At 49.8% G+C, this 21,786-nt stretch carries 17 protein-coding genes and 2 tRNA genes; 8 read left to right on the top strand and 11 right to left on the bottom strand.

The window, feature by feature from the left end; all coding sequences use genetic code 11:
• Window positions 1-250: 250 nt before the first annotated feature.
• Window positions 251-742 (top strand): hypothetical protein, encoded by a 492-nt coding sequence (locus P2H89_RS10155; RefSeq protein WP_275826607.1) that lies wholly within the window; start codon window positions 251-253, stop codon window positions 740-742.
• Between the two features lie 55 nt (window positions 743-797).
• Entirely contained in the window at window positions 798-1,529 is a 732-nt protein-coding gene (locus P2H89_RS10150) for an alpha/beta hydrolase-fold protein (RefSeq protein WP_275826606.1), read from the top strand.
• Between the two features lie 133 nt (window positions 1,530-1,662).
• Here P2H89_RS10150 and P2H89_RS10145 read toward each other — a convergent pair whose 3' ends face one another.
• From P2H89_RS10145 to P2H89_RS10110, 8 genes are all read right to left on the bottom strand, one after another.
• Window positions 1,663-2,070, bottom strand: a complete 408-nt coding sequence (locus tag P2H89_RS10145) for a hypothetical protein (RefSeq protein ID WP_275826605.1) — start codon at window positions 2,068-2,070, stop codon at window positions 1,663-1,665.
• Between the two features lie 77 nt (window positions 2,071-2,147).
• Window positions 2,148-2,384, bottom strand: a complete 237-nt coding sequence (locus tag P2H89_RS10140) for a hypothetical protein (RefSeq protein ID WP_275826604.1) — start codon at window positions 2,382-2,384, stop codon at window positions 2,148-2,150.
• 206 nt (window positions 2,385-2,590) lie between these two features.
• Window positions 2,591-3,235, bottom strand: a complete 645-nt coding sequence (gene aat, locus P2H89_RS10135) for a leucyl/phenylalanyl-tRNA--protein transferase (protein ID WP_275826603.1) — start codon at window positions 3,233-3,235, stop codon at window positions 2,591-2,593.
• A gap of 10 nt (window positions 3,236-3,245) precedes the next feature.
• On the bottom strand, window positions 3,246-3,545 hold the full coding sequence (locus P2H89_RS10130) for an ATP-dependent Clp protease adaptor ClpS (protein WP_275826602.1): 300 nt from the start codon (window positions 3,543-3,545) through the stop codon (window positions 3,246-3,248).
• 206 nt (window positions 3,546-3,751) lie between these two features.
• Complete coding sequence (locus P2H89_RS10125; RefSeq protein ID WP_275826601.1) at window positions 3,752-4,090, bottom strand: hypothetical protein; 339 nt, start codon at window positions 4,088-4,090, stop codon at window positions 3,752-3,754.
• Between the two features lie 399 nt (window positions 4,091-4,489).
• A tRNA-Val gene (locus P2H89_RS10120) sits at window positions 4,490-4,564 on the bottom strand.
• A 104-nt stretch (window positions 4,565-4,668) separates the two neighbouring features.
• Window positions 4,669-4,743: transfer RNA gene (locus P2H89_RS10115), tRNA-Val, on the bottom strand.
• Between the two features lie 191 nt (window positions 4,744-4,934).
• On the bottom strand, window positions 4,935-6,317 hold the full coding sequence (locus P2H89_RS10110) for an exonuclease domain-containing protein (RefSeq protein ID WP_275826600.1): 1,383 nt from the start codon (window positions 6,315-6,317) through the stop codon (window positions 4,935-4,937).
• A 918-nt stretch (window positions 6,318-7,235) separates the two neighbouring features.
• Between P2H89_RS10110 and P2H89_RS10105 the strand changes: the two genes are divergently transcribed.
• Window positions 7,236-9,881, top strand: coding sequence for a valine--tRNA ligase (locus P2H89_RS10105; RefSeq protein ID WP_275826599.1), 2,646 nt, complete (start codon window positions 7,236-7,238; stop codon window positions 9,879-9,881).
• Between the two features lie 179 nt (window positions 9,882-10,060).
• On the opposite strand, the gene P2H89_RS10100 is transcribed toward P2H89_RS10105, so the two are convergent.
• Window positions 10,061-12,913, bottom strand: a complete 2,853-nt coding sequence (locus tag P2H89_RS10100; protein ID WP_275826598.1) for a hypothetical protein — start codon at window positions 12,911-12,913, stop codon at window positions 10,061-10,063.
• Window positions 12,914-13,019: 106 nt separating this feature from the next.
• Here P2H89_RS10100 and P2H89_RS10095 point away from each other — a divergent pair, with 106 nt between their 5' ends.
• A complete protein-coding gene (locus P2H89_RS10095; protein WP_275826597.1) occupies window positions 13,020-13,754 on the top strand; it encodes a PrsW family glutamic-type intramembrane protease in 735 nt (244 codons plus the stop codon).
• 9 nt (window positions 13,755-13,763) lie between these two features.
• The gene (locus P2H89_RS10090) at window positions 13,764-14,267 is read left to right on the top strand and encodes a GNAT family N-acetyltransferase (protein ID WP_275826596.1); all 504 of its coding nucleotides are present in this window, start codon (window positions 13,764-13,766) and stop codon (window positions 14,265-14,267) included.
• A 52-nt stretch (window positions 14,268-14,319) separates the two neighbouring features.
• Here P2H89_RS10090 and P2H89_RS10085 read toward each other — a convergent pair whose 3' ends face one another.
• Window positions 14,320-15,096: a queuosine precursor transporter gene (locus P2H89_RS10085; protein ID WP_275826595.1), complete on the bottom strand. Its 777-nt coding sequence runs from the start codon at window positions 15,094-15,096 to the stop codon at window positions 14,320-14,322.
• Window positions 15,093-15,374, bottom strand: a complete 282-nt coding sequence (locus tag P2H89_RS10080; protein WP_275826593.1) for a hypothetical protein — start codon at window positions 15,372-15,374, stop codon at window positions 15,093-15,095. The genes P2H89_RS10085 and P2H89_RS10080 overlap by 4 nt, the downstream gene beginning before the upstream one ends.
• A 47-nt stretch (window positions 15,375-15,421) precedes the next feature.
• Between P2H89_RS10080 and P2H89_RS10075 the strand changes: the two genes are divergently transcribed.
• From P2H89_RS10075 to P2H89_RS10065, 3 genes are all read left to right on the top strand, one after another.
• Complete coding sequence (locus tag P2H89_RS10075) at window positions 15,422-17,971, top strand: YfhO family protein (RefSeq protein WP_275826592.1); 2,550 nt, start codon at window positions 15,422-15,424, stop codon at window positions 17,969-17,971.
• A 114-nt stretch (window positions 17,972-18,085) separates the two neighbouring features.
• Window positions 18,086-20,632, top strand: a complete 2,547-nt coding sequence (locus P2H89_RS10070; RefSeq protein WP_275826591.1) for a YfhO family protein — start codon at window positions 18,086-18,088, stop codon at window positions 20,630-20,632.
• 23 nt (window positions 20,633-20,655) lie between these two features.
• Window positions 20,656-21,774 (top strand): glycosyltransferase family 4 protein, encoded by a 1,119-nt coding sequence (locus P2H89_RS10065; RefSeq protein ID WP_275826590.1) that lies wholly within the window; start codon window positions 20,656-20,658, stop codon window positions 21,772-21,774.
• Window positions 21,775-21,786 lie beyond the last annotated feature (12 nt).

Genomic DNA, 21,786 nt, shown 5'->3' with positions numbered 1-21,786 from the left:
CAATGATGATAAACAATGATGGTCGTGAAATGACACAATTTAAGCTCAAAACTGTTCCACAATATATAAAAAAATGGACTTTTTAAGGTGGTGATTGCGCGCATTTTCCGGTGATTTCGTGATCTTGGTCCGTTATGGGTATTTATGAATTGTAGGTTGTGTACCTAAAACATCTTCTACTGATTTTGTGTGTGGTACTTCGTGGTGTGCGGCAAAAATGGCATATTTGTGAAAACAGTTGTACCCTTCTATGAGATTGATCTTAATTGCCTTATCCTGCTCGCTCGTGGCAGGCTGCGGTGAGCCTGGAAAAGGTTCCGGCGCTTCCGCTACTGACAGTACGCAGACTCCGGTGGTTGTAAATGCCGCCTCCAACATTCCGCTTTACCGCGATACCGTGAGTAAGAAAGCCGTGGCTGAATACCGGGTGAAGACTGACAACCCCTTGAATGATTGGTATTTTTCGGTGCGTTTGTTCGAGACCAAAAAGACTTTTCATTACGTGATCAAACTCCAGTTTGAAGAAGTGAGCGGCACCGACACGCTGAAGCTGCCCAACTTCGGTACGCCTCCGCAGCCGGAAATTCGTAAGGGCCCCGAACAATTTTCCTGCATTATCGGCTTCCTGGACAAGGACAAGGTGTTTCGCGAATACAAAAAAGTGTATGTAGTGGGTGATCGCCTCAAGATCACAGCGCTGAAGCATTATGCGGTAGCGACTTACCAGGAAGATAAACCCTGATGGTGGACGGGTTCATTGAATCCTGTATCTTGTTGATCGATTAATTGTTTACAGCATGGAACGACAGATCACCTCCTGGTACAGCCCTGCGCTGAATAAGGATATGCCGGTAGCGGTTTATGGCCATTATGGTTTTGCTTTGTTGCTGATCCCCACAGCGGCGGCCGATTATCTCGAGTATGAACGCTTTGGATTGATCGAATCTATTCGCCCCTTTATCGAGGCGGGGAAAGTGAAGGTGTTTTCCATCAACAGTATCAATACGGAAAGCTGGATGAACTATGAGATGGAACCCCGTTTCAAGGCGATCCGTCACCGGCAGTGGAATGATTATGTGTTCCAGGAAGTGGCTCCGTACATAAAGGCGAATACCAGTGAGGAGACGCCCATTATTGTTTCGGGTGCGTCTTTTGGTGCGCTGCACAGTGCGAATCTTTTCTTTCAGCGTCCGGATATGCTGGCAGGTTGTATTGCGATGAGCGGCGTATATGAGCTTACGGAGTATACGCGTGGGTATTTCGACGATGATGTTTACTTCAACAGTCCGATGCATTATATGCCCAACCTAACGGATCATGCTATCCTGGAGCAGATCAGGCAAAGGCAACATATCCACCTGCTTTCGGGCAGTGGAGCTTATGAAGATCCTGAATCGGCCAGGCGTTTTGCGGGGATCCTGTATGGTAAAGGGATCAATTATGAACTTGACATTTGGGGGCAGGAATGGCAGCATGACTGGCCTACCTGGAAGGCGATGTTGCCGCATTATCTCGGAACTCGTTTTTGATGGGTACGGTACGCTTTGGGGTGATGGTACGGAGGATGCTAATCGTTGCGTTGTAAAAAGAAGCCGTCCTGGCGTTGCAATGCCTGCGGAAGCTACTAATCATGATTACAGGCCCTGACAGCCTCTTGTGCGATCATTCGGATTGTACCTCGGTTTTCTTCTTTTCCAGCATATTGGTAATGATGTAAGGGCAAAAGGTGCAGGCTTTGGCACCTTCCTGGTAATACCAGCGGCACGATGAGCGAATGGAACAATCGGGCAGCCGTTGTGGCAGATCGAGGTCTTCATTGTTGGTGATGATCTTGTTGATCACTCCACATTGGCCATTGCTCCATTGGCGGCATCCGGTGGTGACGCATTTGTTGCTGAAGCGGAATCTGCTTTCGGGATCGCCCTGTTCGTGGGCTTCTTTGACGAAGTCTTCATCGATGGTCATCGGCGTGGAGATGTATCCGATGGTGCCATTGCCGTTGACGACTCCCAGGAGGGTGGCTCCTTCTTCGCAGATTGAACTGGGACAACTTTTATTGGTGGCTTTCATCCGTTTTGATTTGATGTTACCGGATGGAATGTCTGGCATCGTTGAATGGATGTGACCAGACTTTCTGAACCGACTGCTTAGAACTTCTTGTAGTTCTTATTCTTGAGCAGTTCTTCGGCGGTTGCGAATTTGCGCAACCAGATGCCCAGCCATTCGGGATCGAGTTGCAGTTTACTTCCATAAATACCTTTAGCGGCCCCTTTGGCAATGTGTTTTGCCACTACGGAGTTGATCTCTTTTTGGAGGGCGGTGGTGGCCGCTTTGCTGAGCTCTACATTTTCCAGGCGAACTTTGAATTCGGTTTTTGTAGCCATGTTCATTGATTTAATTGTGAATAAATGAGTGATTATCGTTCCTGCCGGAACGTGATACCAAATCTATTACTATAAAACCGCATATGAAATACTACTTTAGTAGTATGCGGGTGTTAGGACTGGGGAAGTACTTTAATATGGGACGTTAATGCCGGTGCGGGCGGCAACAAGTGACCGGTTGTGGGTGTTTGTTGGCGTGTGTGTGGTTATACGAGCTGCTCGAGGAGGCTGATGAATTCGGTACGGGGTATCATGCGGGCGCCGAGGGTGGCGAGGTGATCGGTTTGTACCTGGCAGTCGATGAGGGTGACCCCGTCTGCTTTGAGCTGCTGCACATAGCTGATAAAAGCGTATTTGCTGGCGTTGCTGGCTTTGCTGAACATGCTTTCGCCGAAGAATACCTTACCCATACGGATACCGTAGAGGCCTCCCACGAGTTCTCCCTCTTGCCACACTTCGGCGCTGTGCGCATAACCGGCCTGGTGCAATTTGGTATAGGCTTGTTCTACGGCGGGGGTGATCCAGGTGCTGGCTTGTCCGCGGCGTTTGATGGATTTACAGCTGTTGATGACGCTAGAGAATGCTTTGTTGGTGGTAAAGGTGAATGCTTCGCGTTTCAGCAGCTGGTGCATGCTTTTGCTGACTTTGAGTTCTTCGGGGAATAGGACAAAGCGCGGATCGGGGCACCACCAGAGGATGTGTTTGCCTTCGTACCAGGGGAAGATGCCCTGCCGGTAAGCTAATAATAATCGTTCCTGGGAAAGGTCGCCGCCAACTGCGAGTAGTCCGTCGGGTTCGGCCAGGTGCACTGGTGGGAAGTGCAATATCCTGTCTAATGCGAATAATGGCATTCTGTTGATGTTATGCTGCCACTACTTCTATGGTTGCACCGATGCCTCTGTCGGTAATGGCATCGCATTGCGGTTTTAGTTCTTCGTAGGTGCCTTGCTTTACGGCATATTTACCCTGAAAGTGGATAATGTAGGCGCATTGTTCGGCCTGTTCGGCGCTGTGGCCGCATACTTCCACCAGTGTTTCGATAACCCATTCGAACGTATTGACCTCATCATTCCACACAATGAGGCTACACGGCTCTTCGGCTTCGGTGAGCACATCCACATCTTCAAATTCGTACGGGCGGGTAGATCCAGCAAATGCCATATACTCAATGTATTGTTAGTACAAATGTATAAAAAGCCGGTAATCCGGGCAAGGGGTGTGGGAAGAATGCTGCGGTGGGTAACAAGCGTTAATAATCAATTGATTATGTGTTCAGGATATAAAAAGGGTCGAGGCCAAACAGAAATCCCGTATCAATGCCGAGTACGGGTTATTGATACGGGATTCCGGACCAGGATGGCTATAAGCTAGCGGGGCGTCCGGATCTGCTGGGAATGTTCATTTAAGTAAAGATTTCCGTCTGTATAATAATCATCATAATACAGGCTCTTATTTTTATACCTGATATTATCCCAGGTCACGGTAAAGGTAGCAGGTGTATTGTATAATGTTAAGGTGAGCTTCGTATGTGCTTCGTTTGAAAAACTCCAGGTTATCGAACGTTGAATGCCGTTATTCTGCACATAAGTTCCCGTGTTGTCTTTATTAAAAGTTATATACTCATTGTCAAAACTCTCCGTATTGGAGTTTCCGCCTCTTGAGTAATACCGAATGGAATTTCCCAGGACGCCTCTTAATTCCTGCATTTTCCATGAATTGGCAGTCAAAATCTCCATTGATAATACCGTGTCCTTGATGATAATAGTATCTTTCTTTACGACTGTAATAGTGTCATTCTTTATTATGTCTTTTGTACAGGAAGTTATGCTTACCTGAAACATAAATAGAAGGACGAAAGATAGGGAGGCGAAAACACTGAATAATCTTTTCATAATAGATGTTAATGATGTTTAAAATGAGAGGTTCGCCTGATAGTCATTTTCCAAAACTATGATATACTATGATTATTGTGTCTGGACTATTCATCTCCGGAAAATAAATAAAATCACCTTAGGGTGAAGACTTTTTCGGTCCAACGATACCGTGGGAAGCCGCCGACCGGTATGCAATAAAAAAAGGACCACCGACTGGTGATCCTTTTTCTGTGGGAGTTGACGGGCTCGAACCGCCGACCCTCTGCTTGTAAGGCAGATGCTCTGAACCAACTGAGCTAAACTCCCTTGTATGTTTCCCCGATGTACTTAGAATCCGTTGCGGAAAAGTGGGGTTGTTTTCCGGCTGATAAAAAAAGCAGCTACAACTTTCATGTCATAACTGCTTGCTGTGGGAGTTGACGGGCTCGAACCGCCGACCCTCTGCTTGTAAGGCAGATGCTCTGAACCAACTGAGCTAAACTCCCATTTTTGTTCCCAAACCCTGCCACTCTTTCTCTCTGTATATACCCTGTTATCGTTTGGGAGTGCAAAGATAGGGGAAGGAGAATTTCTGCAAAATTTTTTCTCTTCTTTTTTGAAATATTTTTCCAATTCGTGCCCTATGTAATCCCTTAATTCAGAATCGATCAGGAGCTATTCCGCAAGTGGCGCGGGTTTATGCCTCTCCCTTCCACGTCACTTTCTTGTGCGGGTATTTTTCAATGTGCTGGTATACGAGTCCGCGGATATAATCATTCTCCGGATACCTTGTGAGGTATCCTTTCAGTGAGTCCATGTCATGCACCGAGCAATCCTGCGGCAAATAACCCATCCCGTAAAACCTCCCCTTTTCAATCAGAATACAGCTTTGCTCTATGGATTGCTGCCCTTCGTCGACCAGGGCAAAGGTGGGCAGGTTGGCATCGAGGTACTCCAGCGCCTGGTTTACGCGGTCGTTGTAGGTACCAGCCGCTTCGCGGTGATCACACGCGCCCTGGCAGGCGCCCTCCTCTACCCCACTGCAGGCGGCGGTGTCTTTTTGCATATTGCAGAGTTTGGGGCACAGGTTGAAATTCTCTATCAGGCGGCGCATCAGGCGATGCCCTTCGAGCAGCAGGTTAAATGTATAAATAGGGGTAAGACTCTTCTTGATCTTGTCGATCGCCAGCCGCTGGTACCCCCGGCTGTCTTCGTACAGGTAAAGCCCGAAGGATGGTGTGAACCGCTTCTGACTACTATTATAAGGTGGCCACAGTCTTTTGATCTCCACGCTTTCGAGTATGAAGGCCATCAGTTCGGTGGCACAGGTTTGATAGGTAATGCTGTGAATATTGCGCAGGAACTCCTGTCTTTGCCTGCCGGCGCCATTGTGGGTAAAGTGGCTGCGTACACGGTATCGCAGGTTCTTCGCTTTGCCCACATAAAGCACTTTACCCTTTTGGTCGTGGAAATAATAAACGCCCGGCGTATAGGGCAGGCTCTCTACCGCTTCCTTGGCCAGGTTGGGCGGCAGCGACTGTTCTTTTGCCCCTTTTTTAACGAACTGCTCGATGTGCGACAGGGCTCCGTTGTTCAGCAACCGTTCGAAGAGACGTACGGTTGCGTCGGCATCGCCGCCGGCCCGGTGACGGTTCTCCATCGTGATGTCGAGGCTTTGGCAAAGATTGCCGAGACTGTACGAGCGGAAGCCGGGAAAAACTTTCTTCGACAGACGTACGGTGCAAAGTTTGTTGGTGGTAAGCTCGTACCCTGCCTGCGACAAGTGGTGTTTGAGAAAGGAGTAATCGAAATTGACGTTATGGGCGATGAACACATTTCCCTGTAGCAATTGATAGATCTGGGGCGCCAACTGTGTAAATGTCGGAGCGTCTTCGACCATGGCCGGCGTTATTCCCGTAAGTACTTGAATATAATGGGGTATCACACGCTGGGGCTGTACCAGGCTTTCGAAGCGGTCTACCACTTTTTCCCCGTCGTGCAACACAATAGCCACTTCCGTTATGTCGTTATTAGCAGCATAACCGCCTGTGGTTTCTATATCGACGATGGCATATATCATTGAGGCGATAAAGTTAGGAAGAAGCGCCAGCAATTGAATAGGTAGCACCACCCGGTTTTTATCCACGTACCATGATCCTGCCGGCCAGGAGCTTACCCGGCTGCCTGTTGGAGGGTCACCCGCCCTATGAGGACTTAAGGCTTAGTCTTTAAACCTCAAAATCCATATCTATGCAAAAGATCGACTTAACAAAGTCTGGCGAAAATGCCGTACTGGCTACCGCCGCCGTCCTCTATTTTTCAGCCTTAATACTGTTTTCCTTTTGGTTTACACAAAGCTGATTATCATTGATAATCAATGAGGATAGGTTTTTTACCCGCAGGATTTTACTTTCCTGCGGGTATTTTTATAAGTTAACGAGCTTGCATCTTCCAAATCCTTGTACTACTTTTGTCTAAGACCGGCACTACTTACAGCATGGCTGATCCGGATCAAGAATAGTTAGTTGCTTACTACCCCCGAACCGTACTACGTATCTTATTGATTGACCACCCCAGTTAATTCACATCCCTCTGAAGACCGATTGTACTGATCGTACACGTACAACTTTTTAACACACACTTCAAAAACACGTAGTAGTATGAAAAAGAGTCACTTACAATTGGGTGAAACCACAAAGGTCGTATTGCTTGCTATCGGATTTCTGGCATTTATCATGGCGCTTTCTTACCTGTACTGGTATGCTTAATTAGTTTCGCTGCAAACCTGACCACACAAAAGACTTTGCTGGCAGTATGCCTGCTGGCTTCGCACCTCATTTCTCAAAACGCTCCGCAATTGCGGGGCGTTTTGCATTACCTACCCCGCTTCGGGTGAAATCGCGTGTAGTTTACAGGGGCTGTCCAATCAACCCGTTTTCCTCCTTCCTCCGCTCACCTTCTTTCCGTACCTTTGCCGTCCTATAAGACGATCATACAGATGGAATTAAGCAAAAACTACACCCCCTCGGGCATCGAGGAAAAATGGTCCAGGATCTGGAAAGAAAAACGCTACTTCAATAGTAAACCCGATAACCGGAAGTCTTTTACCGTGGTGATACCGCCCCCCAATGTGACGGGCGTGCTCCATATGGGCCACACGCTCAATGAAACGGTGCAGGATATTTTGGTGCGCAAGGCGCGTATGAGCGGCTTCAACGCCTGCTGGGTGCCCGGCAGCGACCATGCTTCTATTGCCACAGAGGCTAAAGTGGTACAGATGCTCGAAAAGGAAAGAGGCATCAGGAAAAGTGATCTTACCCGTGAGAAGTTCCTGGAGCATGCTTACGAATGGAAAGAAAAATATGGCAATATCATTTATCACCAGATTGAGAAACTGGGTTGCAGTGTTGACTGGGATCGCGTGTCCTTTACGATGGACCCCGATTATTACCGCGCGGTGATCAAGGTGTTTGTTGATCTCTACAACAAAAAGCTGATCTATCGTGGGGCCAGGATGATCAATTGGGATCCTGCTGCGAAAACAGCCCTCAGTGATGAAGAAGTGGAATACCGTGAACTACAGGGTAAACTTTACTATGTAGCTTATAAAGTAGTGGATGCCGATGGTAAACCAACCGGCGATCAACCCATCGTGATCGCTACCCAACGTCCCGAAACGATCATGGGCGATACCGGTGTGTGCGTAAACCCAACGGATGAACGCTATGCACACCTGAAAGGGAAGAAAGTGATCGTGCCGCTGGTGAACCGTGCCGTTCCCGTGATCTTCGATGAATACGTAGACAAGGAATTTGGTACCGGTGCTTTGAAGGTAACCCCTGCGCACGATATCAATGACTATAACCTCGGTCTCAAGCACAACCTCGAGATCATCGATACGCTTACCGAAGACGGCAAGCTGAGTGCTGCAGCGGAAGTTTGTGTGGGCATGGACCGCTTCGAGGCACGCAAAGAGATCGTGAAGCTACTGAAGGAGCAAGACCTGCTGATAAAGGATGAAGACTATACTACCCGCCTTGGTTTCTCTCAACGTACCAATGCGGTCGTGGAGCCCCGAATCTCTACCCAATGGTTTGTGGCGATGCGCGCGCTGGCCGATAAGGCCCTGCTGGCAGTTACCAGCGGCGAAGTGCGTATACATCCCGGCGATAAATTCCTGGCTACTTATAAATACTGGCTCGAGAATGTAAAAGACTGGTGTATCAGCCGCCAGCTTTGGTGGGGGCAGCAGATACCTGCGTTCTATACTACTGATGGAAGTTTCGTGGTGGCAGAGAACAAAGCTGCTGCTATCGAGGCGTTCAAGCAACAAGGAATTGTTGTAACGGCTGATCAGCTCACGCAGGATGAAGACTGTCTGGATACCTGGTTCTCTTCCTGGCTATGGCCCATTGAAGTGTTCAAGGGCATCACCCAGCCCGGTAATCCTGATATCAACTACTACTACCCTACTTCGGTATTGGTAACTGGTCAGGATATCATCTTTTTCTGGGTGGCCCGGATGATCATGGCGGGTATGGAATACATGGACGAGAAGCCTTTCAGCGATGTATACTTTACGGGCATGGTGCGTGATAAGCAGGGCCGTAAGATGAGTAAGAGTTTGGGCAATTCGCCCGACCTGTTGAATATGATCGATGCTTCCGGTGCCGACGCGGTACGCTTCGGCATCATGATCTCTTCGCCGGCAGGTAACGACCTGTTGTTCGATGATTCTTCGCCCGAGCAGGGAAGGAATTTCAACAACAAGATGTGGAATGCGTTGAAGCTGATCAAAATGTGGGAAGCGCGCCAGGCTACCGGTAGTGAAGCGCCTGGTGAAGCCCAAAGTTTTGCAATCACCTGGTTCCGGAATCGCCTCAATGAGGCACGTGCAGACATCGAAAAGAGCTTTGCCGATTTCAAGCTTAGCGAAGCGTTGAAAACGCTTTACTCGCTGATATGGGATGATTTCTGCAGCTGGTACCTGGAGTGGGTAAAGCCTGCGCCGGAGCAACCTATTGCCAAGTCGGTGTACGAACAAACGGTTGCTTTCTACTCCGACCTTATGCAACTCCTGCATCCGTTTATGCCATTTGTTACCGAAGAGATCTATGAGCAATTGGCCAAGCGTGATGAAGCACTTTGCGTTAAACAATTTGCACCTATAGAGGCCACCGATAAAACGGTACTACTGGAAGGACAGTTGCTGAAAGACGTTATTTCCGGGTTACGTGACACCCGCAACAAGAACCAATTGAAGCCGAAAGAAGCCATCAAGCTCTGTATCCATACGACCGATAATTCGCTATACCAGGCAATAGAGCCAATCCTGTTGAAGCAGGTTAATGCGGATGCAATTACCTATGTGCAGGAACCTGTACCCAATAGTATTGCTTCTGTGATCGGTAAAGACAAATTCTACATTACCACTGAACAGGAAATAGATACAACGCATCAGAAAGCGACGCTTGAAAAAGAATTGGAGTACCTAAAAGGTTTCCTGGTATCGGTTGAAAAGAAACTGGGCAATGAAAGGTTTGTGCAAAATGCCAAGCCGGAGGTGGTAGAAGTTGAAAGAAAGAAGAAATCGGATGCTGAAGAAAAGATCAAGATCATCGAAGAGAGTCTTTCGCACCTGTAAGCATTCATGAACGATGGGCTTTGAGCCTGCCGTCTCATTATAATTATTTCAGCCTTTAGCAGTGGCCACCGGCTTACCGCTAAAGGCTGATCTTTTTTGGGGGCCGGCCTGATTGGTTTTTGGGGTTGCTGTAACCAACCTGGCGCGGCTGCAGAGACGGCGGCCTCCGCTCAGTTATGTTAATTTCTTCCCAGTAAGTTGATGGGCACTATGAACTCCCATTTATTCACCGGCGGCGGGGTCCTGAATTTATCGGCGTCGAGCAGGTGACTGTAGCGGAAGCCGAAGGTGACGTTGTGCTGGTTCCACCATTTGGTATCGAAGAACATTTCTGCTCCATAAGAACCCAGGTCGACGGAGAACTTCTGCCGTCCGCCATTGCTGGTGGGGGCAAAATCCGTTAGCCTAACCATATCATAAAACAAGTTGGTCCTTACACGCATAAAATAGATGGTATTGGCTACGCCCCAATCGGGATACAACAGCGCGAAATGATAGTTGAAGCCAATCTTGCTCATGCGGTATGCGTTTTGAGCAGGGTACCCCCGGGCAAAGGGGAAGCTGGTGCCATATACGGCTCCTGCGTACATGGTATCGCGGGCATGAAAGGCGGTGTTGATAATGATACTATGATCGGGCAGGATGCCGGGGAAATACCAGTTGGCATTGGCCTCGAACTGCTGTGCTTCGAGATCGGATACGGCGTATTTGTATTGCAGGCTGATACTTTGGGCAAAATGCGAATAGATATGCCTGCGGGCTGCGGTGATCGCGTTGCTGAAACTGATATAGGGTCTGATATAAGCGACGTTGGCGTTGCTGATGGAATCCTTGAATGGTTTTGGATAATGCCGGGCCGAGTAAACGAGGTCGGTACCGATGGTGAGCGAACGATTGTAGCGGCCTTTGGTAAAGGTCCAGGGTACCAGCACCCCTACTGTATTTTCCCAGGTATTGTAGTGGAACTGTTTGCTGTTATAAGCGCCCAGGCGATCCATTGTGTATACGCTCGACAACCTGATCCAGGGATACAGGCCGGCATAGGTAAAGGAGGCGCCGAGTTGTTTGTATTTGTAATCGCGGTTGTAGTTGAAGAATATCTCCGACTCCATCGTGTTGAGCACGTTTTGCCCGATTAAAGAGATCGTATAATCGGGGTCATCGACAATAGGCCGCCAGCTGTGGAAGTTGAACAGGCGAAAGCCTTTGGAATATCCGGTTACCGGATACAGGCTATCGGCAGGGATTGCGTCTTCGCCCTGTTGTGCCTGGTTCGCCATTTCGTTTACGCCAAATACTGGTAATGGTGTGGCGAAGGCTTCAGCTTTAATGTCGGTGAGTTGTTCTGCTTTTAACTCCCCTTGTTCCAGATGGTCGCCCACGGCGGTGAAGGCCGACCAGGCAAAGCGTCCGTGCGCTACCTGCAGCTGGTAATGGCCGGTAGTAGCGGTGGATGCCGGTGGCGTGAACAGGTAGAGTTTTTTATTGGTGAGCAGGAAGAGCCTGTCCTGCCCCTGCCAGGAGGCCGAAAAGCTGATGGTGTCTTTATGAACCGTAGGGAAACCAATCACGTTCATGGAAAAGGGCAGCAGGTATTCAGCCTTGCCATCGTTGGTATTGATGAGGCAAAGCGACATGGCTCCTTTGCCGTTGCGCACGGCGGTGAGTACCTGATCGTTGCCATAGAATTTTGGATAGGTGTACAGCAACTGATCGGGATTGGGCAGCTTTTTGATCACGGCGCCGTCGGCGGCATTCAGCAATTGCAGGGAGGCGGGTTTGCCGGGTACCACTTCTACGGCCACGATGCGGTTTCCATCTTCCGATATATCGGGTGAGAAATAATGGCTTTTGTGCGTAAGGGTGCGGTGCTGGCGGCTTGCCATATCAAACCACTTGATCACGCTGTAATCGTACCAGCGCCAGCGGCTGTTGACCTCATAACCGGCATAAACGATCTTCCCGTTACGGTAAGAGAAGTAATTGTCGAGGGAGATGTCTTTGATACGGAGTTTATCTTCCTGTCCGCCATAAACATTCTTCTGGTAGAAGGCTGGCACTTTCTGGTAGCTGCTGCGTACGTAAACCAGGGTTTGGTCGTCGATCCATTGGGGGTATTCTTCGTTTGCCGCAAAATGGCGGTGTTGCTGTGCCCACTGATCGACGGACGAATCCTTGCTGCTGGCCGCCAGGTTTGATCGAAAGTATTGCAGGGCATCGCGGCGAAAGGTTTTATAGTCTACGCCGGTTTCCTTTTTGATGGCGTGTTGCCAGGGATAGAAGAGTCCTTTATACCGAACGGCATCGTTGGTGACCTTGCCCCATATGTCGGGACCATATTGTTGCCGTCCATAGGCCACGAGCATGTAGCCTAACTTATAATGATCGGGTACAAAGTCGCGCAGTGATCCGTTGCGCAGTTTCATCCATGAGTAATGTTTGCGGGCGCTCCACAGCGAGCGGTATCCATTGTAGAATGAAGGCAGTCTTCCGCGACCCTGATCGCTGAGTGAGGTTTCCTGGTGTACGGCATCGCCTTCCCAGAAATAGTTGGGTACGGCGGCACTGGTCACGAGTTCGAGGCCCTGTTCGCCAAACAGGTAATAAAATGCTTTGGAAATGCCTTTGCGGAAATTGCCGTATTGCTGTATATGGCGGTATTCGTGCAGTGTGAGGGTGCGGTGCCAGGACAGGCTGCCGAGGTCGAAACTGTTTTGCGGCGGGGTTAGGTAGAATTCACTGCGCCAGGGCCCCAGGCCTACATATCCGTTGGATATGGTGGTGCGGGGTTGCAGTACGATGGATATTTTATGAAAATCCTGTCCGAGGGTGGAAGTAGTTTGTAAGCCTATCCGGTGGGCCATACCTGCAATGGCGGCTGCCTGCTGCCGGTAGCCTTCGGGAAAGATGACGCGAACGGTGTCCGTATTGATCTGGTTCCAGGTTGTTCGCGTAGGGTGACCGCCAAATTGCTGGGCCTGCAGCCATCCGCCAATCAGGAGGGTCAGGGCCAGTACTATAATTCTATGCATGGGCAGGTGATTAGCAGTAATGTTTATGAGCAGGTAAATTAATGCTTTTTTCCCTCCGAATGACTGATTATAGAGGAAAGCACCGGGTGGTTCCGTATTTTTGGGCATGCTGTCTTTATTAGCATTATCACTAGCTCCCGGCATCGCTATTATCTTTTATATTTATTCGAAGGATAAATACGATCGTGAGCCTTTTGAGAACCTCTTCATCTCGTTTTTACTGGGCGTTATCTGCACGGTGCCGGCAGCTTTGCTGCAGCGGAACCTGACGCCTTGCATGGGCGCCATCGTTCCCCGTTTTTCCCTGTCTTATTACTTTATCTGGGCTTTTCTGCTGGTGGGCATCAGTGAGGAGGGCTGCAAATTCCTGGTATTACGACTTTATTCTTATCGGCAGAAAGCTTTCAACGAACCATTCGATGGCATTGTATATTCGGTCATGGTGGCGATGGGTTTTGCCACGCTGGAGAATGTGATGTATGTTTTTCAGCATGGTGTGACCACGGGCATTCTCCGCATGTTCCTCGCCGTGCCGGCCCATGCCTGCTTTGGCGTACTGATGGGTTATCATACGGGCCTGGCCAAATTCGATGCGGCTCGGGCGCCGTTCCATATGCTCAAAGGATTCGTGTTGGCCGTATTCTTTCATGGCGCTTATGATTTCTTCCTTTTCCTGCAAGATCATCCCGATGTGGCCCGCTACGGGCTTTTTTCGCAGCTATGCCTGATCGCAGGTTCGCTGCTCTCCTATTGGCTGGCGATCCGGTTATCGCTGCGGTCCATCCGCCAGCACCAGGCACTTTCCAAACAGGTTTTTGATAAGCCCGGCGATATACTTTAGTTTTGATATATGAACGACGAACTGATCATCCGCACGGCAGGCATTGACGATATCGCTACTATCGGATACCTGGCACAACAGATATGGCCCGGCACTTACCAGGATATCCTTCCACCAGGGCAGTTACAGTATATGATGGACCTGATCTACAGTCCGGATTCTCTGCAACAACAAATGACCCGGCACAAGCACCACTTTCTGATGGTGGAGCTGGATGAGGAGCCTGTAGGCTTTGCTTCTTATTCGGGGCTGAAGGAACCCGGCATTTTCAAATTGCATAAGCTGTATGTTCACCCTAAAACGCAGGGCAAAGGGATTGGCAAAACGCTGATCGACTTTATCATCGACCAGTTGCCCAGGCCAGAAGCCACTACCCTGCGGTTGAATGTGAACCGGTACAACAAGGCACGGCAGTTTTATGAGAAGATGGGTTTTGTGGTAACCAAAGAGGAAGACATCGACCTTGGTAACAATTATTTCATGAACGACTTCGTCATGGAAAAGAAGATATGAATGGCTGCTTGTATGCAGTAAGGGCCTCCGGTATTACCGGAGGCTTTTTTATTTAGCGGTCGCGCATGGCGGCTTCTTTCATGTTGGCAGCCAGATCGTGGCCCAGGTAGCGCTCGATAATCCCGTGCACCAGGTAAATGACCGGTGTCATCAACACGGCAACGATGAACTTGTACATATAAGCCGTGAGCGCCCAGGCGGTAACGGTGGCCAAACTGAAATTTTTGAACAGGTAGAAGGCCACAAAGGTTACTACGATGCTGTCGATGAATTGAGAGGCGAGGGTGCTGATGGTGGCCCGCATCCAGATGGCTTTTTCGCCGGTCACCCTTTTGATCTTCCGGAATATGAAGGCGTCGAGGAGCTGACCGATCATAAAGGCGGTGATGGAGCCGATAATGATGTTCATGCCTTGTCCCAGTACCTGCACATAAGCACCCTGCTGGTCGGTGACGCCGGGCTCCAGCTCGCGGAAGCGCCAGCCGCCATCGGGCACGGTATGGATACCAAGGTAAAAAACGATGAAGGCAAAGGCGATCAGTATTACGGTGAGGATGGAGAGAAAACGCACGCCGCGCACGCCGTAATATTCATTGATGATATCGGTCATGACGAAGATCACCGGCCAGGGTATAACTCCTACGGTGAGGCTGAAAGAAAGGCCCTTTTCGCCCAGCAGGTCGATGCTGGCTTTGGGGAGGCCGAGGGTATCTTCGAGTGAGAATACTTTTACGCCGGTTACTTCGGCGATGATGGCGTTGGCTATAAAAAAGCCGCCCAGGATGATGAACAGGCGGGTGGCTTTGTCTTTAATTATATTATGAATCATTTAAGCAACAGGATTAGTTGAACGATCAGGAACAAGGCATTGGCGATGGCCAGCCATTGCGGTATATGTTCTTTCTGCAGCTTTCGCTGCAAAAGGAGTACAATGATAAAAAAATTAATGATCACATTCATGATCACAGAAAGTCCTATGCCGAGTATCACGATGGTAGAGGCAAAGTGTCCCGGCTCCACGGGTGGCAGGTAACGCATGAACCAGGTGAGCAGGAAACAGATATTACAAATAAATGCTACGCGGGAGAAAAATAATAGTTTAGGCATAGGTCAAGTTGGTGTAAAATTGCATTATTTTGGTCAATAACCTCAACATGAAAAAAGTGCTCTGGCAGCAATCTAAACCCCATCTGTTTGCACTTGCCATCTTTCTGCTGATCTCCTGTGTTTATTGTTTACCTGCTTTAAAAGGAATGGTGCTGAACCAGTATGACCAGGTGAACTGGAAAGCGGCCGTTCAGCAGTCGATCGAGTTCAAGGAAAAGCACAGCCATATGCCTTTGTGGACCAATAGTTCTTTCAGTGGCATGCCAGCCTACCAGATCTTTACAGAATCGAAACATAATATTCACCTTGGGTATTTGCATGGCCTGTTTACGCTGTGGTTGCCTGAGCCAGTGAGCCTCTTCTTCCTGGCCTGCCTGGGTTGTTACCTCCTTTGTGTGGTGCTGGGCGCGAGGCCCTGGGTGGCCACGCTGGGGGCTTTGGCTTATGCTTTTGCTTCATACGATGCGGTGATCATGGCCGTTGGGCATGTTACCAAGTTTGCGGCCATGGGGTATATGCCGGCCGTGCTGGCCGGGCTGGTCCTGTTGGCTAAACGGAAATATATTGTCGGGTTCCTTACTACCCTTGTCTTTGCCACTACCCTCACCTTTCAGGGGCATTTTCAAATCCTATATTATACACTGCTCCTGGGCATCCTGCTCGGGCTGGCTTATGCCATTCAGGCCATCCGCGAAAAGGCTTTCAAACCGCTTTTGATCGCCGCAGGCCTGTCGTTTGTTGCCCTTAGCATGGGTATCTTATCGTATGCAGTTGTTTTGCTGCCAACCCAGGATTTTGGTAAGGAGAGTATGCGCGGCGGGCGTTCGGAGCTCACGTTGGGTAAATCGAAAGACCAGCTTGGCAAGGGAGGCCTTGACCGTGATTATGCGTTTACCTACAGTTATGGTATGCTGGAAACTTTCTCTTTTATGCTTCCGCGGTTTTACGGTGGCAGTGATCCCGAAGCGATCAATGGTGCATTCCGCAGTGAGATAGGTTCAGGCTCCCGTACTGCTGCTGCATTGACTGAACATACCGGTATGCCCGAGGAGCAGGCTGAGCAGGTGGCCCAATCCCGTAATTTCTCTCCTTATTGGGGACCTCAGCACAGTACTTCCGGCGCGAACTATCTTGGAGCTGTCGTTATCTTCCTGTTCGTGTTGGGCCTGGTCGTTTATCGGGGCTGGCACCTGGGCTGGCTATTGGCGGCAACTTTGTTGGGGGTTATGCTGGCCTGGGGCAAATACCTGCCGTTCTTCAATAATTTCATGTTTGATTACCTGCCTGCCTATAACAAACTGAGGGCGCCTTCCATGGCTCTGGTGATCCCGCAACTGACCATTCCATTGATAGCCGTGCTGGGACTGGAAAAATGGTTGAGCCAATCGGGCGACCGCCCCTGGGCCTGGAAGCATTTTAAACTGGCTGCTATCGGCACCGGTGCTTTACTGCTGTTGCTGACCCTGCTCTACTTTACGCTGGATTTTGCCAATCAAGATGATGCCAACCGAAAGAAAGGGCTAACGGAAAATATGGTGCAACAGTTGAGCAATGGCGGTCAGCCGACCGCCGATATGGAAGCGCGGGCTGCCCAGTTTGGCCGCGATGTGACTAAAGCTTTACAGGACGATCGACGTTCCTTGTTTGGGGGCGACCTTTTGCGAAGCCTGCTGTTCATTGCGCTGGCAGCTGGTGTGCTGGCTGGCTTTCTGAAAGGAAAGATCACAGCTGCCACGGCGACGGTGGCGCTCACGATCCTTGTTTTTATTGATGTTATAGGCGTTGACCTGCGGTACCTGAACTTCGATAACTACATGGAGAAAGAAGAGCCCGTTCAGTTCGCGATGACCCGCGCCGATCAACAGATCAAAGCCGACACGGGTTATTTCAGGGTTTGTAATACGATCGATGCCAACCTGCTCACCGATTCAAGAACTTCTTATTACCACAATAACGTCGGCGGCTACAGCGCCACGCGCTTGTCGTTGTATGAAGACCTGCTGAACTATCAGCTGGCCAATAATAACGATGCTGTATTCAACATGCTCAATACCAAATACGATATTGTTACCGATCCTGTAGACCATCAACCTGCTGCCAAACTGAATGTTGGCGCCCTGGGACCTTGCTGGCTGGTAAAACAATTGAAATATGTGAACAATGCCGATGAGGAGATGACAGCACTCAACCATTTTACTCCTTCCGATACAGCGATCCTCGATAAAAGAGAGCAATCCAAAGTTCCCTTTGCTCCTCAATTTGATTCAACGGCGTCCATTGGCCTGATACAAAACCTGAACGACGATATTACGTACCGTTTCCGGGCAGGGAGTAACCAGTTTGCCGTTTTCAGCGAAGTGTATTATCCCCGGGGGTGGAAGGCTTATATCGATGGTCAGGAAAAGCCGATCGTAAAGGTCAACTATGCATTGCGGGGGCTGGCGATCCCGGCGGGGGAGCATACCATTACTTTCCAATTTGCGCCGGATGCGTTTATCCTGGGCGACCGCATCACCCTCATCGTAGGCATCCTTTCTATCCTCGCCCTCCTGGGTGGAGTTATTTGGGGGTGGAGACAGTTGAAACACACTGTCTGACGCCTCTTCCGGGTACCATTACGGGCTGTTAGCGTGGGTAAAAAATAATGGATTTTACGAAGGCTTGTGCTGTAAAATGACTTATTTTGCCCACCTGTTAATTTATTACATATTATGAATAAAACTATTTGGCAACGATCCATTCCCCATCTCATTGCGATCGGGATCTTCTTTGTCATTGCCTGCCTGTATTGTTTGCCCGCGTTGCAGGGTTTGGTGCTGAACCAGCATGATACTTTCAGCTGGAAGGCCATGATCCAGCAATCGTATGAGTTTCGCGACAAACATGGTTACATGCCGCTTTGGAGTAACAGCATGTTCAGCGGCATGCCCGCTTTCCAGATAGGTATTGACTCAAAGTATAATATTACGTTAGCACATTTACACGGCTTGTTTACTCTTTGGCTGCCACAACCTCCTGGATTGTTTTTCCTGGCCTGTATTGGCTTCTATATCCTGTGTATGTCACTCCGTATCAAGCCCTGGGTGGCGATACTCGGTTCGATCGCCTATGCTTTTGCCAGTTACAGTGCGGTGATCGTTGCCGTGGGCCATGTCACCAAATTCAGTTCTATGGGATATGCTCCTGCTGTATTGGCCGGCATTATCCTCATGAGTCAGCGGAAATATGTGCTGGGTTTTCTTACCACACTCATCTTCGGCACCTGCCTGTTCTTTCAAAACCATATCCAGGTTGTTTACTATTTATTCCTGGTGATCGGTTTGATGGGCATCGCGTTTACGGTCTATTCGGTACGCAAGAAAGACCTGCAGCCTTTGCTGGTAACGGTTGGTTTATCGATCGTAGCCCTTGGATTGAGCGCTGCTTCTTATGCCGTGATCCTGCTGCCCACGCGCGACTATGCCAGTGAAACCATGCGTGGTGGCCGTTCAAGACTTGCTGCCGATGTGAAGGATAACAAGTCGAAGGGTGGTTTGGACAAAGACTATGCGTTCGGCTGGAGCTATGGTATTACCGAAACGTTCACGCTGGCGGTGCCCCGCATCTATGGCGGCAGCTCGCCCACTGTGATCGGCAATGAATATGCGAGCGAAATCGGCGATAACTCCAAAACTGCGGCGGCGCTGGCCGAAAAGACCGGCATGCCCGAAGAGCAGGCCAATGAACTGGCCAAGGCCCAGTTCTCTGCTTATTGGGGCGACCAGCCCGGTACTTCCGGTACCGTTTATGTGGGCGCTATCATTTGCCTGCTGTTCATCATTGGCCTGGTGGTTTACCGCGGCTGGCATTTGTGGTGGATCATCCCGGCTACGGCTCTTGGCATACTGCTTGCCTGGGGTAAGAACTTTTCGGGATTCAATTACTTCCTGTTCGATCACCTTCCTTTATACAATAAATTCCGGGCGCCCACGATGGCGTTGATCATCCCTCAGTTAACGATGCCTTTACTCGCTGTGCTGGGTTTGAACAAGCTGCTGGAAGATGGTATCGACAAAGCGTGGTTATGGAAAAAGCTGCGCCTTTCGGCGATGATCGCCGGCGGATTGCTGCTGGTGCTGGCGTACCTGTATTTCACCCTCCCCTACACTTCCAAACAAGAGTCGGGTTTGCGTGATAACCTTGTCAACAGTATGCTGGGGCAAATGTCGCAGGGCAAGCAGCCTACGCCCGAAATGCAACAGCAGGCGATGGACTTTGGTAAAACGGTGGTGAATGCCATCAAGGCCGATCGTCAGTCGTTGTATGGCGGGGATCTGTTGCGTACGGTGATCCTGATGCTGCTGGCTGCCGGTGTATTGGTAGCGGTGGTGAAAAATAAACTGGGTGGCCAGGTGGCAGTGATCATATTGGTAGCACTTACGGCCTTTGATCTGCTGACGGTCGATATGCGTTACCTCACGAGCAAGAACTACCAGGAAAAAGAAGAAGTGGCCGCCTTTATTCCCAACCGTGCCGATCAGCAGATCAAGCAGGATACGAGCTATTTCAGGGTGTTTGACCAGGCGGGTGGTAATCCTTTCAATGATGCCCGCGCTTCTTACTTCCATAATTCTGTAGGTGGTTACCATGCTGCCAAACTTGCCCTGTATGATGACCTCATCAAAGGGCAGTTGTCGAAGGGCAATATGCAGGTGTTCAACATGCTGAACACGAAGTATTTCATCGTCAGCAACCCAGCCGACCGCCAACCGGTGGCGCAGCAGAATCCCGAAGCTTTGGGAGCAGCGTGGCTGGTGAGCAAGATCCAGTATGTGGATGGTCCGGATGCAGAAATGAAGGCGCTCGACAGCTTTGATGCACGTACTACGGCGATTGCCGATAAGACGGAGCAATCCAAAGTTACCGTTCAACCGGTGTACGATTCAACAGCGTCTATTAAGCTGGTGCAAAACCTGAACGATAAGATCGATTATACCTTCCAGAGCGCCACCAATCAACTGGCGGTATTCAGTGAGGTCTACTACCCCAATGGCTGGAAAGCTTTCATCGATGGCAAAGAAACGCCTATCGTAAAGGTCAACTACCTGCTGCGTGCACTTCCTGTTCCAGCCGGTAAACATGCCATCGAGTTCAGGTTTGAGCCGGAATCGTTCATCCTGGGCGACCGTATCTCTTTGATCGTGGGCATCATTTCGATCCTGGCGGTGATAGGCGGTGCGTTTTACCTGTGGAAGAAGAACAAGCCCGCAGCGGCTTAAGGCTGTAAAGCGATCAAGATCCAATGACAAAAATAGTAAGCCTGGTAACGTATCAGATACTGCCCGCCCGTACAGGCGGGCAGCGTTCCATTGCGCTGTTCAATACGTACCTGTCGAGGTATTTGCCATTGATCTGTGTAAGTACCAGGAACAACAGTCCTGAAGCAGCTGAAGGCTTCCGGATGTTCAATATCATGCCCGATGGGGCTGCCCGCTACGCGAATCCCTTTTTCTTTTTCACTTTGCGCAACCTCCTTCGCAAAGAGCAGGCGTCGCACGTTTTGCTGGAGCACCCCTATTATGGATGGATGGCAGTGTTGCTGAAGTGGTTTTGCGGGGTGCGGTTGATCGTCCGTTCGCAGAACATAGAAGGGTTGCGTTGGAGAACCCTGGGTAAATCCTGGTGGAAACTGTTGTGGTATTATGAACGCTGGGTACACCGGCGGGCCGACCATAACTTCTTCATACAGACGGACGATCTGCAATACGCAGTTGCGCATTTCGGTCTGCAGCCGGCGCGCTGCAGTTTGGTTACCTATGGTATTGAAACGCCGGGCATTCCGGCGGCGGGCGAAAAGGCCGATGGCAGGGCTTATCTTCAGCGAACGCATCAGATTCCTCCGGAACATGCGATCCTGCTGTTCAATGGGTCTTTTAACTATCAGCCCAATCTGCAGGCTTTGCATCGTATACTGCATACCATCGTTCCTGCGTTGAAGGGCCTGCCTGATTTTCCCTTTACACTCGTTGTATGTGGAAAGGATATTCCGGCTGAGCTTAGCAATGGTGTTGACCCGCAGGTAGTATTTGCCGGTTTTGTGGAGCGGGTGGACCTTTACTTTAAAGGCGCCGATGTTTTCCTGAACCCGGTGAACGAAGGTGGTGGTATAAAAACCAAACTTGTGGAGGCTCTGAGTTTCAACACAAATGCAGTATCTACGAAAAGCGGTGCGATTGGTGTCGATCCGGCGCTGTGTAATGGCAAGCTGCTGGTGACACCAGATGATCTCGATGGCTTTGTGGAGGCTGTAGTACTGGCTGCCGGCAACAGGGCCGATGTGCCGCCAGCTTTTTTCAGGCATTTTTACTGGGATGATATTGCCCGGGATGCTGCCGCAGTCATTAACAAGCAAACTACATGAATTCAAATAGCA

The sequence above is a fragment of the Paraflavitalea sp. CAU 1676 genome (assembly GCF_029223285.1).
Taxonomy (GTDB): Bacteria; Bacteroidota; Bacteroidia; order Chitinophagales; family Chitinophagaceae; genus Paraflavitalea.
This window is presented reverse-complemented; position numbering and strand designations above follow the sequence as displayed.

Bases quoted from the DNA above. Each gene is read 5' to 3' on its own strand.
- P2H89_RS10075 (WP_275826592.1), top strand. From the start codon at position 15,422: ATGAAAAAAGTGCTCTGGCAGCAATCTAAACCCCATCTGTTTGCACTT.
- P2H89_RS10155 (WP_275826607.1), top strand. From the start codon at position 251: ATGAGATTGATCTTAATTGCCTTATCCTGCTCGCTCGTGGCAGGCTGC.
- P2H89_RS10130 (WP_275826602.1), bottom strand. From the start codon at position 3,545: ATGGCATTTGCTGGATCTACCCGCCCGTACGAATTTGAAGATGTGGAT.
- P2H89_RS10125 (WP_275826601.1), bottom strand. From the start codon at position 4,090: ATGCAGGAATTAAGAGGCGTCCTGGGAAATTCCATTCGGTATTACTCA.
- P2H89_RS10065 (WP_275826590.1), top strand. From the start codon at position 20,656: ATGACAAAAATAGTAAGCCTGGTAACGTATCAGATACTGCCCGCCCGT.
- P2H89_RS10090 (WP_275826596.1), top strand. From the start codon at position 13,764: ATGAACGACGAACTGATCATCCGCACGGCAGGCATTGACGATATCGCT.
- P2H89_RS10140 (WP_275826604.1), bottom strand. From the start codon at position 2,384: ATGGCTACAAAAACCGAATTCAAAGTTCGCCTGGAAAATGTAGAGCTC.
- P2H89_RS10145 (WP_275826605.1), bottom strand. From the start codon at position 2,070: ATGAAAGCCACCAATAAAAGTTGTCCCAGTTCAATCTGCGAAGAAGGA.
- P2H89_RS10095 (WP_275826597.1), top strand. From the start codon at position 13,020: ATGCTGTCTTTATTAGCATTATCACTAGCTCCCGGCATCGCTATTATC.
- P2H89_RS10085 (WP_275826595.1), bottom strand. From the start codon at position 15,096: ATGATTCATAATATAATTAAAGACAAAGCCACCCGCCTGTTCATCATC.
- P2H89_RS10110 (WP_275826600.1), bottom strand. From the start codon at position 6,317: ATGATATATGCCATCGTCGATATAGAAACCACAGGCGGTTATGCTGCT.
- aat (WP_275826603.1), bottom strand. From the start codon at position 3,235: ATGCCATTATTCGCATTAGACAGGATATTGCACTTCCCACCAGTGCAC.
- P2H89_RS10100 (WP_275826598.1), bottom strand. From the start codon at position 12,913: ATGCATAGAATTATAGTACTGGCCCTGACCCTCCTGATTGGCGGATGG.
- P2H89_RS10150 (WP_275826606.1), top strand. From the start codon at position 798: ATGGAACGACAGATCACCTCCTGGTACAGCCCTGCGCTGAATAAGGAT.
- P2H89_RS10080 (WP_275826593.1), bottom strand. From the start codon at position 15,374: ATGCCTAAACTATTATTTTTCTCCCGCGTAGCATTTATTTGTAATATC.
- P2H89_RS10070 (WP_275826591.1), top strand. From the start codon at position 18,086: ATGAATAAAACTATTTGGCAACGATCCATTCCCCATCTCATTGCGATC.
- P2H89_RS10105 (WP_275826599.1), top strand. From the start codon at position 7,236: ATGGAATTAAGCAAAAACTACACCCCCTCGGGCATCGAGGAAAAATGG.